The sequence below is a fragment of the Paenibacillus sp. FSL E2-0178 genome, from assembly GCF_038593005.1.
GTDB lineage: Bacteria > Bacillota > Bacilli > Paenibacillales > Paenibacillaceae > Paenibacillus_AQ > Paenibacillus_AQ phytohabitans.
Genome location: NZ_CP151953.1, coordinates 2,821,543 through 2,840,171 on the forward strand (window position 1 = coordinate 2,821,543; position 18,629 = coordinate 2,840,171).

Annotated in this window: 11 protein-coding genes; 3 read left to right on the forward strand and 8 right to left on the reverse strand. The window is 51.2% G+C overall.

Features of this window, described 5'->3' with window-relative positions:
- Positions 1-12: 12 nt before the first annotated feature.
- The 3 genes from MHI42_RS12335 to MHI42_RS12345 all read right to left on the reverse strand — a co-directional run bounded on the left by MHI42_RS12335 (position 13) and on the right by MHI42_RS12345 (position 5,470).
- Positions 13-1,557: a glycoside hydrolase family 28 protein gene (locus MHI42_RS12335; protein ID WP_342423961.1), complete on the reverse strand. Its 1,545-nt coding sequence runs from the start codon at positions 1,555-1,557 to the stop codon at positions 13-15.
- Positions 1,544-4,141 (reverse strand): hypothetical protein, encoded by a 2,598-nt coding sequence (locus MHI42_RS12340; RefSeq protein WP_342423962.1) that lies wholly within the window; start codon positions 4,139-4,141, stop codon positions 1,544-1,546. The genes MHI42_RS12335 and MHI42_RS12340 overlap by 14 nt, the downstream gene beginning before the upstream one ends.
- Before the next feature lie 270 nt (positions 4,142-4,411).
- Entirely contained in the window at positions 4,412-5,470 is a 1,059-nt protein-coding gene (locus MHI42_RS12345) for a glycoside hydrolase family 88 protein (protein ID WP_342423963.1), read from the reverse strand.
- 152 nt (positions 5,471-5,622) lie between these two features.
- Here MHI42_RS12345 and MHI42_RS12350 point away from each other — a divergent pair, with 152 nt between their 5' ends.
- The 3 genes from MHI42_RS12350 to MHI42_RS12360 all read left to right on the forward strand — a co-directional run bounded on the left by MHI42_RS12350 (position 5,623) and on the right by MHI42_RS12360 (position 7,744).
- Positions 5,623-6,483: an AraC family transcriptional regulator gene (locus MHI42_RS12350; protein WP_342423964.1), complete on the forward strand. Its 861-nt coding sequence runs from the start codon at positions 5,623-5,625 to the stop codon at positions 6,481-6,483.
- Between the two features lie 261 nt (positions 6,484-6,744).
- Positions 6,745-7,278 (forward strand): hypothetical protein, encoded by a 534-nt coding sequence (locus MHI42_RS12355; RefSeq protein WP_342423965.1) that lies wholly within the window; start codon positions 6,745-6,747, stop codon positions 7,276-7,278.
- Complete coding sequence (locus MHI42_RS12360) at positions 7,271-7,744, forward strand: hypothetical protein (RefSeq protein ID WP_342423966.1); 474 nt, start codon at positions 7,271-7,273, stop codon at positions 7,742-7,744. Before MHI42_RS12355 ends, MHI42_RS12360 begins: the two co-directional genes overlap by 8 nt.
- 22 nt (positions 7,745-7,766) lie before the next feature.
- On the opposite strand, the gene MHI42_RS12365 is transcribed toward MHI42_RS12360, so the two are convergent.
- The 5 genes from MHI42_RS12365 to MHI42_RS12385 form a co-directional block, all read right to left on the reverse strand.
- Positions 7,767-8,402 (reverse strand): serine/threonine-protein kinase, encoded by a 636-nt coding sequence (locus MHI42_RS12365; protein ID WP_342423967.1) that lies wholly within the window; start codon positions 8,400-8,402, stop codon positions 7,767-7,769.
- 163 nt (positions 8,403-8,565) lie between these two features.
- Positions 8,566-9,786, reverse strand: coding sequence for a copper amine oxidase N-terminal domain-containing protein (locus MHI42_RS12370; RefSeq protein WP_342423968.1), 1,221 nt, complete (start codon positions 9,784-9,786; stop codon positions 8,566-8,568).
- Positions 9,787-9,913: 127 nt separating this feature from the next.
- On the reverse strand, positions 9,914-11,125 hold the full coding sequence (locus tag MHI42_RS12375; protein WP_342423969.1) for an ATP-binding protein: 1,212 nt from the start codon (positions 11,123-11,125) through the stop codon (positions 9,914-9,916).
- A gap of 382 nt (positions 11,126-11,507) precedes the next feature.
- Entirely contained in the window at positions 11,508-17,222 is a 5,715-nt protein-coding gene (locus MHI42_RS12380; protein WP_342423970.1) for a HAMP domain-containing protein, read from the reverse strand.
- A 24-nt stretch (positions 17,223-17,246) separates the two neighbouring features.
- Positions 17,247-18,443: an ATP-binding protein gene (locus MHI42_RS12385; RefSeq protein WP_342423971.1), complete on the reverse strand. Its 1,197-nt coding sequence runs from the start codon at positions 18,441-18,443 to the stop codon at positions 17,247-17,249.
- Positions 18,444-18,629: the final 186 nt, after the last annotated feature.

The window sequence follows — 18,629 nt, forward strand, 5'->3', positions numbered from 1 at the left end:
CGGCAAGCCGGTCTATACCTGCCTGGTATTATGGAACTGATAATCTTCATCCAGCCGTGACATAACAGACACATTCGTCAAGGTCAGACCTTCGATATTGTAAGCCTTCAGGCCAAATTTCCCTATACCCGATACGTTCTCCAGCACGATATTCTGCAGCGGACTCTCCGGCAGCCCGGCCATGAACACCGCATTACCGGCATACGTGTCGAGGACAATGTTACGGAAGCTGATGTTCCGGATAATTGACGTTCCTTCATTGACCTCTTCCAGGAGGTCCGCGTCATATTCGATATGGCTGTAGAACTGGTCAATGTTAATCGCGCCTCTGAACCATTCACAATCCTCATGCTCCAGACTGTAATTCTTAAGCGTACAATTCTCATACGAGATATTCTCGATGACTGCCCCCCGTCCTCTTGGCGCTTTGACCGTACCAATGCTGTATACATCTTCGAATATGCAGTCGGTCACCTGAACACCGCTTACGCCTCCGGCCATTTCACTGCCAATCGCCACACCGAAGCCGCTGTTGAACCGGCAGTTGGTAATCCGGATGTCCCGGGAGGGGATGCCCACCCGTCTGCCCTCTTCATCACGGCCTGATTTAATGGCGATACAATCATCCTGACTGGCAATCATAGAGTTGAAAATGTAGATGTCACTGGAGGAATCCGGATTCAGCCCGTCTCCGTTGAAAATATTCTCATATCTCCGGCCGTACTCGTCATTCTTCGTATAGATGCTGATTCCATTCGCACTGACCTGATTGCAATAGATAAGGTGAACGCACCAGGCAGGCGACTGCCGGACGGTAATATCCTTCAGATATACATAATCCGTGTTCCGCAGACATACCGCTCTGCCGCGATATCCCTTCTTCTCAGCCATTTCTCCCTTGAAAAGCGCTGCTCCGTTCGCATCAATCGTCCCTTCGCCGGCAATCGTAATCTGCTCATGCCGCTCCCCGCCGCTGCAATCCCTGGTATTCACCAGACTCGCATAACAGAGCTGTTCCCGGCCCTCCCATCTGTAGGTCATGACCGGGTAATCGGCAGGATTGCCACTGCCCAGCAATACGCCGCCCTTGGCTACATACAGGGTCATATGGCTTTTGAGGAAAATAGCGCCCGTGTTGAATACACCCTCGGGAACATATACCGTACCGCCAGGGGTACACGCGTCGATAGCTGCCTGGATCGCTGCTGTATTCATGGTTTCGCGGTCTGCCACCGCCCCGAAGGACGTAATATCAAATCTCTCACTTTCCGGTTTGGTTGCAGCAGTTAGGGTGGGCCCCGGCAGGGACACAACTCCGGCTCTGGAGACAGCATATACCTGCACTTCGTACGCGTGAGAGGGTTCGAGTCCGGTTAAAGTATAGTCTGTAGCGGTAATGATCCCATGAACTTTCCCATTCACATACACATGGTAACAGGCGATATCGTCTGCAGACTGCGGTTTATCCCATGCGAGGGCAATTGTTGTATCGGTCTGCGCTGCCGGGGGGGATACAAGATTCCGTGGTGTCAGCTCGTTAACGTCAGTTGTTGTCATCTGATTGATCTCCTTCTTCATTCATCAATTCAAGCAGTCTGGCCGTTTCCATGTAATTCAGACTCCACTGGGAAATACCGTTGGTGTTCACGAACGGAACCTCGCGGATCTCGCGGATATATTCTGTCTTCGGAACATTCGTATATATCAGATTGCCCTCATCATCCGTCTGTCCGGGTGTATTCGAACTGATATCCGCTTTGCCTCTCAGCATATCAAGTGCCTGCTGCATCCGTGCCTGATTCTGGTGGCGGTAACCGGTATACGCAGGCATCCGGATAGCGAACCGCAGACCATCCCAGGCCTGATCATTGCTCTCATTAAATAAGCCGCCCGACGTCAGCTTTCTCTCCTCCAGTGTCATGGCGAAATAATCGCCGAACTGCGCCAGCATATCCTTGAATTCTTCATCCTCTATCCATTCTGACAGCTCGAACCAAATTTCCGGTCCCCCGAAGCAGATCACCATATGATACTGGTAGTTCCCTTCACTGAGGTAGTGCATCTCACCCGTACCCGGGTTGTAGTGAAAGTGGGAGCCGGAGGACAGCCGGTTCGGCGCCTGCTTCAGGTTCGCGATGCCGGTCAGAATCTTGTCACGGTACTTGGTATCCTGATATCTCTCCCACTGCACCATCCAGTTGGAGACATAAGAGGACCAGTCAGGACCGGTACGTACGGAAGTGAAGCCTTCTGCCGTAACGACCTGATCCTTCGGCTTGGCATAGTCGGCATCCTTAACAAAGTCCATAATATCCCCGGTCCGCTCATCGCCCGTCAGATAATAGAAGAAACGGTGATGCCCGGCCATGGAAATCCGCGGCTCCTTCCATCTGCAGCCCCAGTGGCGCACATTGTGGCGGCTGCCCAGCATCGCATAAGCGCCGAGATGATACATATCTACCTCACTCGTATGCCGCGTCATCGCCCGGGCGAACCGGAAGATGCCATAGTCTCCGGTCCGCAGGAACAGCAGCCAGTTCACATAGGTGTTGCACAGCTCCGTATTCTGCCAGGCAAACCCGCCGACATCATACCGCCAGGTGTGCCGCACATGATCATAGGTATGCATCACATCCCCGTAGTCCCAGAAGCCGTACCACTTGCGCTGGTCCACCTCTTGAATGTAGAAATCCATGAACCCCAGCAGGGCCCTCTCATGCTCAGGCGTAGTGTATTGCTCCTGCTTGGGCGGAAGCCAGTAGGTACCGAACACCTTGGTCTCTTCATATACCCGGGGATCGGCAATAAGCAGGGAATCGGTCTGCACATCCCCGGCAAAGTCGAGAATTGCCTGCTTGCCCGGCATCTGTCCGAACAGCTTGACGGCAATTTCATTGGTGTTGGCTATGCCTTCCGGATGATTATCCATATCCCCGTAGGAGAAGGGATGCGATTCCGTATCATACGCCCGGAAATCGAAGGCTTCCGCGTATCTGCTCCACAGCCATACCGTCAGGGCAGGCTGCTCCCCGGCCGCACCCGTGACCTCCAGCGCCATCGGAGATTTCTGCCAGAAATCCTTAACCGCAGCGCTCAGAATAACGCTCTCACTTCCGAAGAAGGCGGCACCCAGAGAGCGGTTCCCCTGGGCGGCAGGAATGTAGGCGCACTGGCGGTTTGTGCTTTTGACAATACTGTAATGGTCACACGAATCCTGCTGCAGGCGGAAATTCCCCCAAGCCGCATTATCCCGCACATTCTCCAGCAGACCAGCCTCTTCAACCTCTTGGACCGGGACAAATTGTCCAGCAATCTGCTGCTGTTCGTAGACCGGGTGAACTGCGCCGCTATACGTATACATCGGCTGCACCGCTTCATAGAACATGCCCGTATCCCCGGCAAAACCGACATGGCGGTTCCACAGCTCCCCCTCAGCCTCCATCTGGAAATGTACCGCCAACCCCTTTAGATAATCGGTATGCTCATCCGCATCGAAGGCAAAGCTGTGCACCATCCGGATCTCGTCACTTCCCGCATAGAAGTAGAGACGAATGACAAAAGGGAACCGCGAAATCTCACGATTCGTATAGCGGTGGCGTCCCTCCAGCTTGACGACGGCGCGGAGCGGTCCGGCTTCTTCGAGCGTAATCTTCTCTGTAACTCCGTTCAGCTTATGGATAGAGATCGTCTCGATCCCTTCCTGTTCGTCCCTATTCTCGATCAGAGCCGTCAGCTGCGCGGATACCGGCTTATGGCTGGTCTGTTTGCGCAGGATGGAAGAGATCAGGGTGCTTCCCGGTGCAACTCTGCAGGAGAGCAGACTACTTTCGACCGTTACAGAACCGTCCGGGGACTGGGAGGCTGAGAGGGTAGCGGTGGCAGCCGGGCGAGCATTCTCCCCTTTGCTGACACTGTATGTCTGCCGCGTATCCAGTACCCCGCTGTGCAGCAGCCATTTCACGGAGCCGTCCGGCCAGTAGGCGTTAATTCGGGTCTGGACGGGAACGCCCGTCCCTGCTTCATCTTGCAGCAAAACGGCTTCTCCCGGCAGCAGAGCCCCTTGGCTCCAAGGTGTACCGAAGCTTACAGCGGTCTGTGTCGCCTTTCTTGCTGTTAGCCAATGTAATTTCAGCTTGGACATGCTGATCGTCTCCTCCGTTTCTATTTGTTAAAAAAATCAAGATAAACTTCAAAATATCAACTAAAAGCTCAGTCGTCACTCCGGTGAAGTTTTGGACTTCCGGCCGCTGTTGTTCCCAGATTTCCTGATTCAAACCGCTGTTCGCGGTAGAAATCCGGTAACAAAGGCGGACGCTAACGCTCCCTCCAGTTCCAAAATCCCCATCCGATCCTTTTTGCTTGGCGTAATGATTTAGTACATCTTACTGCAACCCATTAGCAGCACATTCCATCAGTTGTGATACGCCAGCGCCTCACTGAACAGCATCATTACAACCCCGGTTGAGTATGGTCTCGGGGCGTAAGGTACCCGCAAGTATCCTGCGGCATCCTGACAGTCTGTCCCGCCGGAGACATGGAGCACCGTGCCGTCATCGGCTAGATGATTGTTCAGAATTTCCATGGCAATCTGCGCTCCCCATTCACGGTACTTCTTATCCAGAATGCCAAGCCGGTGGCCTTTAAGCGCTGCATAAGCAAACAAGGCCGAGCCACTGGTCTCAGGGTAAGATTCCTCCACATCCAGTAGTGTCCGCAGCAGACCGTCCTTCATCCTGAGCCCGTAAGCGCTCTCCATCTGCTGCTTGAACACTTGTTCATACTTGTCCGTAGAATAAGGCTGCCCGTTCATAAGGTTCAGCAGCTCAATGACACTGACAGCCGCCCAGCCGTTACCGCGTCCCCAATGCTCGCCAAGGCGCTTTTCCTCCAGACAATGATAGCCGTGGCTGTAGAGTCCGCTGGCCGGATCGAACTGACAATCCACATGAATATCGAATTGATGCAGTGCTTCTTCGGTGCAAGCTCGGTTCTGCTCAAAGAGACCAAAGCGCAGCATGTAAATCCCCGCCATGAACAAGGTATCAATCCACAGCTGGTTCTTATAATCCTCAAGTCCGCCGGCTCCCGGTCCCCATACATGGGCGAAACCTCCATTCGTTGTCCGCTGTGCTCCATGGACGCACCAGTCCGCAACTTCCCTGCATTGCTTCAGCAGTTCTGGGTCTCTAGTCTCTTGGTACACACTCAGCAGCGCATTCGCCGGCGCAACCCAGTTGACCGAGCCGTTCCTTAGCTGATGCGCATTGTCTGCCGTCCACTGCTGGAGAAAAGCCGCGTATCTCGTCTGCCCTGTCTCCTCATAAGCCTTGATCACACCGTACAAAGCGACCCCCTGAACCCATTCCCAATAGTCCAGGTTGTCATGTTCATCTGTGCCATGCAGCTTGTTCCAGAGTTTATCCAGCCCTTGTTCAAGCGCATTCGTATTTAAGGTAATGTTAGTAATCATTTGTTCCTCCCATGAATATTTAGCCTGCTTCGCGTAAACAGACTAACACAATATAAATGGGATTACTCCGCAATTAAGCGCAAAAATACGTATATTCCATTTATTTTGCTATAATAAAAGCATTAGTCAGATTGTAACGAAAGGAGCTCCCTATGTCTGTCCAGTCCCTTCCCGGCATGCTGCGCTTCGGCTCAGATGATGACCCGTTCAAGGTCGAATTTGACCGGCGCATCGGGCATTATTCCATGACCAATAATCACTACCATATTCAGCATGAGCTCTTCTACCTGTTCAGCGGGGAACGAAAGTACTTCGTCAAGGACAGCATCTACCATATCCGGGCAGGAGATCTTGTAATCGTGAATTCCAACGCCCTGCACAAAACCTCCGAGCTCGACAAGCCTAATTATGAACGGATTGTTGTCTATTACGATCCGTCCTTCCTTGACGGGTTCACAGCGGAGGAGAAACAGCTGCTCCAGACTCCTTTTATCCATAACCATCCGCTGATCCGCTTCAACCTTCAGGAACGCCTGTATGTAGAGAGCCTGATGTTCTCGCTGATGAACGAAATCATCGAACAGCCGCCGGGCTATACGCTGCATATCCGGAACATGGCCGTTGAGCTGCTGCTGTATACCGCCCGTACCATTCTAAGACGCGGCTCGCAGGCGGCTGACGAACCCTCACCGGTCCAGGATAAGATTACGGATATCGTCCGCCATATCAATCAGCATTATGGAGAACCCCTGCAGCTTGATGCAATTGCCAGGAAGTTCTACATCAGCAAAAGCCATCTCAGCCGCGTATTCAAGCATATCACCGGCTTCGGGTTCGCCGAATATGTGAACATCACCCGGGTCCGGGAAGCCGAACGCCTGCTGCGGGACACGGACCTCAGCGTCACGGCAGTATCGGAAGCCTGCGGCTTCGAGAGCCTCACCCATTTCGGCAAGGTGTTCAAGATGATCTCCGGCCTGCCGCCCCGGGATTACCGGAAATCACGGCGGTGAAGCGGCGGGATTAAGAACTTATAAGACTATTCTGCCATCAGTTAAGATCCCGTTAAGAAGGCAACAAACTAACGTATACGGAAGAAAAACCATGGTGACACCAAGAATAAGCAGGATTATTCTCACTTTCTGCCGGGATATGTGCTATGGCTGACCTTTAAGGCCGGTTGCGCTTTTTACATGGAATAGAACTGCGTGTATGATTCCCATTAACACCTGTGCTGAGTTCCTGTGAGCAACTACTGGAGGGAGTCTTGAAGAGTGGAAGAGATAGAGACATCGACAACCTATTATTTGGGCATTCATCCTCATATGCTGGATCCGGTCAGTCTGGAGTTTTCTAGCTTTGGCGTGCTGTGGTACGAGGAGGGCAAGCAACGGTATGTGGTAGGCTATGGATTTGGGGCAGACCAGATCGAAACGCTGTTTCACTTTTGCAGATCCTCAGCCTACTTCACTTGTTCAAATGAACAGGTGCTGTACAATATTTACACTAGCATCAGAGACAAGCAGCAGGAACGTGACTGGCAGACGCGCAAGCGGCTGGCTTTGTGGACAGCCTTCAAGGAACCCTGGAAAAGTATGCCTGACGGCTGGTATGTCCTCCGGTCCCGTGACAAATTCCCCTTGCATCTGTCTGTTGTCCGTAAAACTAAATATAGTATCTGGCTGGAGCATGCGGCCGTTTGCGAGAATGAAGCCCAGCTTACCGGTTATCTGGCCCGGGCGAAACAAACCCATCATTTAACATCAATAGTGCTTACGGAACTTCAGGAGGGCGGCATCCATGAATAGTAACAAGCTGTTGCAGATTGAACTCTTTGCATTTGATACCACTCCTTCGTTCGCCGACAGACCGGTCCGGACCGGTTCATTATATCTGCTGCTGCGGCTCACCTGGGGAGAACAAATTCATTACGGGGCATGCGAGATCGAGATTACACGAAGTGGACAATCCTTTGATTTGACGAAATGGGGGGCTCCTCTGAGATGTATTCACCATTCAACAGTGGAGGAGATAGTGGTAACCTTGCGCCGCAAGGAGCAGGAGTGGGCAACAGGTCAGCTTGGATTGCTGCATTCCGCCTTATCCGGCATTCTTCAGGTCAGGGTTCCTGTTACCGCGGGGCACGGAGGACATGCGCATCAGGTAAACTCTCATGCCGCCTTTACTCCATACCCGGTAGACAGCCGCTTCCGTGAGTTGACGTTATCCCGCTTGATCGACGAATCGGTCGCCTACTACTCCATCCTCCGGTAATAGAAATAAGTGACCGCCCAGCTTATTCCTTCAACCGCCGCCACAACCGGTAGCCCTTGCGGACGATCTCCAGAATGGGCCGGGGAACCGGAAACATCCAGCGGGAGGCAACAGGCCGGTACAGGTGATAATACGCCTTCTTGAAATCCTCCCACATGCTGCAGTCCTCGTCCTTCAGGAAATCGGATATATCTACGATCAGGCCGCGGCCGTCCTGAACCATCACATTCTTGGCGTGGACATCATGCGGGTGGAGTCCGCGGGACCGGGCATAACCCAGCGCGCTGTCAATATCTTCGATGGCCTGCGCGGTGATGAGAATCCCCCGTTTCATCGAGTCATAGAAGGTAACTCCTTGCAGCCGTTTCAGGATCAGAAAGTCCGGTCCGCTGTAATAGCATTCGGAGAATGCCGGATGACGGCCGAGGCGGCGGTACACCTCTGCTTCTTCCGCAAGGCCCGGCCTGCCCGGGGCGTACACCTTCACTGCATAATCGGGAGCTTCCGGATGATAGAATACGGCGGCGTAATTCCCGGTTCCCAGCACCCTCCAGGGCTTCGGCACGCTGCGGACCTTCACGGGTTCCAGTGGATCAACACTCTCTATCGTTGCTTGTGCCAATAACTCACCCTTGATCCGTTCTATCAGCTTCTCCATTCCACTCACCCCGCAGCTCAGTTCGATAATTGCTCTATCCTTCCAGTGTACGTGAAAACATACTAATGAGCTAATCCATGCCGGGAGCAGCATAAAAACCGGTCAGCAGCAGCTAACCGGTCCTTCAACCCGGAGAAATCCATTACGCTAATATAAATAATATTTACTGTAAAGTTATAGTCATTTCACTATCCACCAGTTCCAGTAAGCTGTGTACTGTCCAGCGCCCGTCTGCGGTTTTATCCATACGAAACATTACGTCAACCGGTACTTCCACCAGATTATCGTTATCATCCCATTCCTTATGCAGTTCAGCTGCGTACACGACAGCATGATCAGCGCTTAGATAAGGAATATAGGTTCCAGCCACTTTCTGTTTCTCAGAGCTGTATGCTTGCTGGGCCATCTCAACCTCAAATTGCAGGCCAGTCTCGCTTTCAAATTCGCTTATGTAAGCCGGTGATGTTGACTGAATGATTGCAGCTGCATCTCCGTTTGCCCATGCCTGATTATATGCATCCAAACCCGACATAACTGCTGCAGCCTCACCGCCCTGTCCGGCAGTGACTGTACCTCCTGCTGTTGCCCCTTCGGCCAGCTCATATCTGGGACCCTCCATATATAAACGGGCTAACTTCCAATCCTGTTTTTCTTTGGTGACGGTGAATATAAAGTCAATCTCCCGTTTAAATGCGGCGGATGCTGATTTATAGGCTACTCTGACGACAGCTTTATTATCTGAGAGATATCCAATTTTATCTACTGAGACAGTGGAGTCCTTTAAAGGAAGGAAGTTGAAATCTACACCCATCTCCGAATCAATAGTGGTATAAATATCCCATCCCTGACCGGTAAATATCTCACGCGATGGATTGATCTGACCCTCCTTAAAGAAGCTGTCGAATAAAGGACGGATCTTGTCTCCTTCATCGGTTATTGTTTTCGTTAGAAGAATAGTCTGCTCGTCCACATTAAATTTCACCTGATATCCTAACATTTCACTGATTGAACGGACAGGCATATATGTAAGATTTCCAATTCGCCGTACAGGTGCCGGGAGTGTCACCTCTTTATCCTTATACATTACTTTTTTGCTGCCCAGCCATAAGGTGATTAGCGGTTTGGCCTCTTCTTCCCCGCTGTCAAAAACATAAACTCTTCCTAATTCGACATTCATATCCACAGTCATTCCCAGTGACTCAAAGAAAAACCGGTAGTACACAAGCGTGTTCCCCTTCTCCACATACAAAGGCTCTGAACCAACAAGCGAAACTCCATTAACCGCGATGTTGACGTCCGGATATTCTGCAGCAGCGAAGCTTTGTTGCGGGACAGCCATAAACAGCAAACAGGCCACTATAAAAATGAAGACTTTTTTATTCATTGTATTCCCCTTTCAAACTAGTAATCTTACAGCGGCCAAATCACCTTACAAAGAATACCACATGAACGCATAGGAATTTGTCGAATTATGTTATTTTTTAAAAAAGCAGGAAACACACCAAAGCTCCCTAATGGGCATTTAACAGACCACCCTCCACACGCTCATTGGATTCGCACACCCACGGCAAAGTTACCCTCACGCTGGTTCCTGCCTGAAGTTCCGAATCTACCCTAATCTGTCCGCCGTACATCTCGATTAATTGTTTACAGATGGACAAGCCGATGCCTGTCCCTTTTTGCTTGGTGGTAAAGAACGGATCGAAGATCCGTTTTAATTTATCCGGCGGTATCCCTTCGCCATTGTCTTTGAAGATCAGCATGATTTCATGGGTCTCATCCGCCGTGGTCACTGTAATATCTATCCTGCCTTGGCATGCGGTGAAGGAATCAATGCTATTCTTCAAAATATTCAGGAAGACCTGCTCCAGCTGTGAGGCATTTCCGAAAGTCAGAATAGTCTCATCCGAATAATCCACTGCCAGAATAATATCGCCGCTAAGTATGAGCTGATTCACAATGTTGTTCACTCTATGTATAACCTCGATTACATTAAACACTACGCCGCTATTCTTCGCATGATCCCCTTTCCGCGACAGCATCAGGAAGTCCGTAACTAAGCCGTTCAGCGTATCGATCTCTTTAATTGTAATATCCATATAGGCACGCAGTTCATTAGCTTTGATCTCAGGCTCATTAAGCCTATTATTCACAAGCTGGGCGAAGCCTTTGATTGAAGCCAGCGGATTACGGATTTCATGTGCCATGCCTGCAGCCATCTGTCCCATAACCGCGATTTTTTGTTCATGCAGATTGTCGATCTGCTGGTCTTTATTAGACAAATAACCTTGAGCAAAGCCGGTAAACCGGGTCCAGTTGGATTCCATCAGCCGATTATAGAAAAACAGCCGGTTCGCCGAATCATCCACAAGAGCTTCAATGGTCCCGAACATCATATTCTGGGCGGTTAAGTTCAAATCTTTGCTCATTTCAAGCAGAATATCAAAATGGTCGCCGAATATCTCTGCAGTATAAGCCCCTTGCGCAAACCCCTCTTGCTCCTGTGTGTGCAGGTACTGCTCATAATCAGAAGGCCCCAGGAACAATGCTTCTATTATAGACATTAAGGTCATCGTGAAGGTTGCATCCAGCAATTCCTTATGCGTCTCTATGAACCAGGCGAATTGGGGGTTTTTCATGATTACAGAGTGATAATGAGTGTTCAGAATCATTGAAACTGCCGGTGTTAATGACGAGCGCAACTGATTTTCACTGTATCCCATTTCCATCCTCCCTCTTTGCATGATGTATTCAATATATGTTTATATTTTCCTGCTTAAAATTAGAGCAAATCCATATTTATTTCAATTTTAAAATATACCTCCGGTATATTTAGTTGTATTTTGTACAACTAAATCGTCTGATTTTCAACCGATTATCTGTTTAATTGTATTTCGTGCAATTAAATTTCCATTTGCAGATTGTTTCACCCGTTCAGGCAGATTTAGTTGTACAGATTACAGTTATAAGATGCAAGCATGCCCTTTCGCTGTTTTTAATTGCACATTATACAACTATCGCTATGTTCCCCCTTGAAACAGGTAAAGGAGCCTGACCCAAGCAGCCTTTTCACGGCTTTGGGGTCGGCTCCTGTTTTTATAAATCTTAGTTACCGTTATCCAGCCATGTACGCATCATAGATAACAGCTGTGCACTGTTGACCGGTTTGGTAATGTAATCCGAGCAGCCTGCTTCGAGGCACAGCTCCCGGTCTCCCTTCATCGCTTTCGCCGTCAGCGCAAGAATGGGGAGGTCCTTGAATTCCGGCTTGAGCCGGATGGCACGGGTCGTTTCATAGCCGTCCATCCCCGGCATCATGATATCCATCAGGACAATTTCGATGTCCGGTGTCTGTTCCAGAAGAGTGATGGCATCCTGCCCGTTCTCCGCAGGGATGACCTTCATCTGATGACGTTCCAGAATGGACGTGAGCGCGAAGATGTTCCGGATATCATCATCCACTACAAGCACTTTCTTAGACTCAATCATTTCATCGGAGTGATGCAGCTTAACCAGCTTATCCTTTGAACCGGATGGCAGGTTCTCCGCCTTGCGGTGCAGGAAGAGGGTCGTTTCATCGATCAGCTGGAGATTCGATTTCACCTCTTTGAGCACCGCCATTTTGACCAGCTCATCCCACTCGCTTTCTTCCGCCGGTGTCAGCTTCCTGCTCATGTGGACCAGGACGGGAACTTTTTTGTTCTTCGCGTTCTTGTACATATCCCGGATAAACCGGATAAGATTCATCTCCGGCAGGCCGCTGTCCAGTACCACACAATCGAATTCTTTGGTATTGATCTGGTTCAACGCTTTGCGTGCCGTGTCCACTGCCGTAAGACTGATATCAGGGTTGCTTAACAGCTCAATGATTTGCTTGCGCTCTTCCTCATTCTGGACCGCCACCAGCAGATTCCTGGTCTTCTTATCCGCAAACTGGTTCAGACGGTCGAGCGCATTCTCCAGCTCTTCATTGGTCACCGGTTTGCGGAAGTAATCATGAGCGCCCCGCTGTAACAGCAGTACCTCATCCTCATCGACCGTCATCACACAGACCGGAATATGCCGCACCTCAATATCGTTCTTCAGCTGCTCGAGTACCAGCCAGCCGTCGGCGTCTCCGCCAAGATGCAGATCGAGTGTTACAGCAATCGGCTGGTACTTATGAACAAGCTCCAGCACATCATAGCCGCTGGATGTAATCACGGCTTTGATTCCTTTTTTGTGGAGCATATCCAGCATAATTTCATTGAACTTCTGGTCATCCTCAATAATCAGGAAGACACGGTCTCCCGGCCCGATCTGATCCCGGTCATCAAGGAACGTATCATCTGCCGGCTTGGCCAGATTACTTCTGCGTTTGGATGGGGTGATATCGATCACCTCCGGAACATGTGCCTTGGGGATCTCCGGTTCGGTGAATTCCGCTTCAGTAGGCAGGTACAGATTAAAGACGCTCCCTTTGCCCGCTTCACTGTACAGCGTGATTTCTCCGCCTAACATCTCGGCAATCTCGCGGGATATGGCAAGACCCAGGCCTGTCCCGCCGTATTCCCGGTTCGTGCTGCCATCCGCCTGCTGGAAGGCTTCGAAGATAATCTGCTGCTTTTCAGGCGGGATACCGATTCCCGTGTCGCTTACAGAGAAGCAGATCACCGTTTTGGCCCGCGTCAGCGATTCATTCTCCGGATGCCAGCCCTCGCCTGCTTTGCGGATCTGCAGCATGATCTGCCCTTGCTCCGTGAACTTGAAGGCGTTGGACAGCAGGTTCTTCAGAATTTGCTGCAGCCGCTTGAAATCCGTTGCTATTCTGGCCGGTACGCCGGAATCAATGATGATCCGGTAGTCCAGCTTCTTGGCATCCACCATATGGCGGAAGGTACGGTCCAGCCCGTCTGTCAGCTCTGCCAGAGAAACCTCGCTGTAATCCGGCGTAATCGTGCCCGATTCGATTTTGGACAGATCCAGAATATCGTTGATAAGGTTAAGCAATTCAAGTCCGGAGTCCTGAATGGTCTTCGCGAACTTCACCTGAATCTCATGAAGATTCTCATCCGGGTTCTCGGCCAGCTGTTCTGCCAGGAGCAGCAGGGAATTCAGCGGGGTACGCAGCTCATGCGACATGTTGGCCAGAAACTCGGATTTGTACTTGGACGTGAGCGCAAGCTGTTCCGCTTTCTCCTCCAGATAACGCTTGGCTACCTCTACCTCATGATTCTTGCTCTCCACTTCCGCCTTCTGCAGCACCAGCAGCTTCGCTTTATCCTCAAGCTCGTCATTCGTACTCCGCAGCTCCATCTGCTGCTTCTGGAGCTCCTCGGTGAGCGACTGTGATTGGATCAGCAATTCCTCCGTACGCTGGTTCGCCTGCATGGTATTGATCACAATGCCGATGGATTCTGTAAGCTGATCCAGGAAGGCGATGTCGATATCACTATAAGGGCGGAAGGTGGCCAGCTCCAGTATCGCCAGCACCTGATCTTCGAAAATAATCGGCAGCAAAATAATATTAAGCGGGGTAGCTTCTCCCAATGCGGACGAAATTACAACATAGTCGCCCGGCACATTGGTAAGCAGAATCCGCTGCTTCTCAATCAGACACTGGCCGACCAGCCCTTGCCCGGCCCGGAATTCATTCGCCAGATGCTTGCGGCTCTGGTAAGCATAGCTGGCGAACAGCTTCAGAACCGCTTCACCGTTAGAAGGCTCATTGATGTAGAAGACCCCATGCTGCATGGATACAAGCGGAGCCAGCTCGGACAGGATCATACGGCTCACCGCATACAGATCTCTTTGCCCTTGCAGCATCCGTGAGAATTTGGCAAGGTTGGTTTTGAGCCAATCCTGCTCTGTATTGATCCGGGTCGTCTCCTTCAGGTTTCGGATCATTTCGTTAATATTATCTTTGAGTGTCGCGACTTCCCCGGAGGCGGATACGTCGATGGCCCGTGACAGATCGCCATTCGTTACCGCCGTGGCAACATTCGTAATGGCCCGCACCTGTGTGGTAAGCGTACTCGCCATGTAGTTAACGTTGTCGGTCAGGTCACGCCACGTTCCTGCTGCTCCAGGCACACTGGCTTGTCCGCCCAGCTTCCCTTCGGCGCCTACCTCCCGCGCCACCGTGGTCACCTGGTCGGCGAAGGTCGCCAGCGTCTCGATCATATTATTGATGGTATCGGTCAGCTCAGCGATTTCACCTTTGGCTTCCACAGTCAGCTTCTGCTTCAGATTACCGTTCGCAACGGCAGTCACAACCTTGGCGATCCCGCGCACCTGATCCGTCAGATTGGTCGCCATAATGTTAACATTGTCGGTCAGATCCTTCCAGATCCCCCCGACACCGCGCACCTGGGCTTGTCCGCCCAGCTTACCGTCTGTACCGACCTCGCGCGCCACACGCGTAACCTCGGATGCGAACGAATTCAGCTGGTCCACCATCGTATTAATCGTGTTCTTCAGCTCAAGCAGTTCGCCTTTAACGTCTACCGTAATCTTCTTGGACAGATCGCCGTTCGCTACCGCTGTCGTAACGCCGGCAATGTTGCGCATCTGAATGGTCAGATTGCTGGCCATGTAGTTGACCGTATCGGTCAGATCCTTCCAGGTACCGGAAACATCCTTAACTTCCGCCTGCGCCCCGAGTTTGCCGTCCGTACCGACCTCGCGCGCCACACGCGTAACCTCGGAGGCGAAGATCGAGAGCTGGTCCACCATGGTGTTGATCGTATTCTTCAGCTCAAGAATTTCACCTTTGACATCTACGGTAATCTTCTTGGACAGATCCCCTTTGGCTACCGCCGTCGTTACGTCCGCAATATTCCGCACCTGATCCGTCAGATTCCGGGCCATATTATTTACGCCCTCGGTCAAGTCTTTCCAGGTTCCGCCGACGCCTTTCACCTGCGCCTGTCCGCCCAGTTTGCCGTCTGTACCTACCTCGCGGGCCACACGCGTCACCTCGGAGGAGAACATCGAGAGCTGATCCACCATCGTATTGATGGTATTTTTGAGCTCCAGGATTTCGCCCTGTACATCGGCAGTGATTTTCTTGGACAGATCTCCGTTCGCTACTGCCGTCGTTACAACAGCAATGTTACGCACCTGATTGGTCAAGTTCGAGGCCATATAGTTTACACTCTCGGTCAAATCCCGCCAGGTCCCGGCCACGCCCTTAACCTGGGCTTGTCCGCCCAGCATGCCCTCGGTACCCACCTCGCGCGCCACACGGGTAACCTCGGAAGCGAAGGTAGAGAGCTGCTCCACCATCGTGTTAATGGTGTTCTTGAGCTCCAGGATTTCGCCGGTCGCATTTACCGTGATCTGCTTGGACAGGTCGCCCTTGGCCACCGCCGTCGTCACTTCAGCGATATTACGCACCTGATCGGTCAGGGTACCCGCCATAAAGTTAACGCTGTCCGTTAAATCCTTCCAGGTGCCGGATACGCCCTTCACATCCGCCTGACCGCCGAGAATTCCTTCTGTGGAGACCTCCCGCGCCACCCGCGTCACCTCGGAGGCGAAGTTGCTGAGCTGATCCACCATAATATTGATGGTGCTCTTCAACTGAAGAATCTCGCCTTTCGCATCAACGGTTATTGTCTTCGATAAGTCGCCCTTAGCGACGGCAGTTGTTACTTCGGCAATGTTGCGGACCTGATTGGTTAAGTTCGAGGCCATGTAATTTACGCTTTCCGTCAAATCCCGCCAGGTGCCCGATACGCCTTTAACATCCGCCTGTCCGCCAAGGATTCCTTCCGTTCCTACCTCACGCGCCATCCGGGTAACCTCGGAAGCGAAGGTCGACAGCTGATCCACCATCGTGTTGATGGTGTTCTTGAGCTCCAGGATTTCGCCCTGGACATCGGCAGTAATCTTCTTCGACAGATCGCCGTTTGCGACCGCAGTGGTCACAACCGCGATGTTACGCACCTGATTGGTCAGGTTGGAGGCCATGTAGTTTACACTTTCGGTTAGATCGCGCCATGTACCCGATACATCCTTCACGTCTGCCTGCCCGCCAAGCTTCCCCTCCGTGCCAACCTCTCGCGCTACACGAGTAACCTCGGAAGAGAACATGGAGAGCTGATCCACCATGGTGTTGATCGTATTTTTGAGCTCAAGGATTTCTCCCCGTGCATTTACTGTAATTTGCTTTGACAGATCACCGTTCGCCACAGCAGTCGTTACCGCCGCGATATTACGTACCTGATCCGTAAGGTTAGTCGCCATGTAATTCACGCTGTCAGTTAAGTCTTTCCAGGTTCCCGATACTCCTTTGACATCTGCCTGGCCGCCCAGAATCCCTTCCGTACCAACCTCGCGTGCTACCCGGGTAACCTCGGAGGCAAATGTGCTGAGCTGATTCACCATCATGTTAATATTGCTTGCCGTCCGCTGGAATTCACCAGTGAGCGGCCGTCCTTCGATCTCCAGCTCCACCTTCTGGGACAGATCGCCTTTGGCTACGGCGTTAATCACCCGGACCATCTCGCTGGTCGGCTGTATTAAGTCAATAACCATCCCGTTAAGTGAATCGGTAATGGTCTCCCAGGAGCCGCCCAGATTCTTCTGCACGAATCTGCGCGACAGATTACCTTCTTTACCGACCACCCTGGCTACTGTCTGGACTTCATTCACCAGACTCTCCTGAATATCCATGATCTCGTTGAAGGTATCCGCTACCTTACCGGCTATTCCCGTGCGGTCATAGGGCATTCTGTGGGAGAAGTTTCCTTTCTTCATCGCCATTAAGGCGTTGAGCAATTCGCCGGCGTCAATCTGCTCCCCGCTTATCTCTTTGCTTTGGTTCTGATCGCTCATAGTATCAACCCTGCCCCTTATGCATTATTTACTTGGAATTGTTTTGACTGCAATTGTAAAAACAAAGGTGGCGCCAGGTTCATTCGACGGTTCTACCCGGATGCTGCCCCCCATTAATTCAACTAAAGATTTGCTGATCGATAATCCCAGCCCTGTGCCTCCGAACCTGCGTGTTGTAGAGGCATCCAGCTGGGAGAAGGGCTGGAACAGCTCGTTTATCTTATCCGGGGGAATTCCGATGCCCGTATCTTTAATTGTAAATTCAAGCGTAAGCGTATTCGCCTCTTCGGACAGCTTGTTAACCATTATGTATATACTGCCTTCATGGGTGAATTTCACTGCATTGCCCACCAGATTATTCAATACCTGACGGAGGCGGGTCATATCACCCGTTATATAAGGCGGAACCGAAGGATCTACGGTCACAGCCATCTCCAGTTTCCGTTCCCTGGTTTTGGCTGTGAACAAATCTATCGTTTCAGCCAGGCAGTCCTGAAGGGAGAACGGCGCCTCTTCCACTTCCATCTTTCCGGATTCAATTTTGGAATAATCGAGAATAGGATTGATGACCGAAAGCAGTGCATTGCTGCTCGTGTGGATAATTCCTGCCATCTCAGCGTATTCTTCCGGCAAATCGGAGGTGAGCAGCAGATCAGACATGCCTATGATCCCATTCAGCGGAGTCCGGATCTCATGGCTCATCATGGCCAGAAATTCCGATTTCACACGGGATGCGATTTCCGCCGCTTCCTTAGCCTCTCTGAGCTCCTGATTCGTTTTCTCCATTTGCTTCGCTTGTTGCTTGAGCATGTCGCTTTGGATCTGCAGGGTTTTGTTAGCTTCATACATACTGACATAGCCCTCGATTTTGGATTTGAACAGCTGCGGGACGAAGGGCTTCGTCATATAATCCATAGCGCCGACCGAATAGCCTGCGAAGATATCCTCCATTGTATTACTGGTCGCTGTCATAAAGATGATAGGCACGTAATTGTTTTTCTCCCGGGTCCGGATGAGGCGTGCCGTCTCCAGCCCGTCCATTCCCGGCATTTGCACATCCATGACGATGACGGCAAATTCTTCTTCCAATAAACAGCGCAAAGCCTCTACCCCGGAATATGCCCGAAACAGATGATATGGTTCTCCGCTTAGAACAGCCTCAATGGCAAGCAAGTTTTCGGGGTGATCGTCTACGAGAAGGATGTTGACTGGGAAATCCATGAGGACCCTCACTTTCCGACTTGTGGCTTGCTGACGTTTATATTTCGAAAATATAGCTTATATACCCATAATTTCAAATAACGAAACTCCCTTTACCCTTATAGCTTTCCCATTGTTCTCTATATATGCACCAGTGCCGGGAAAACAAAAAAAGCGATCGTCCGTGGACGGGCCGCTTTCTTTCTT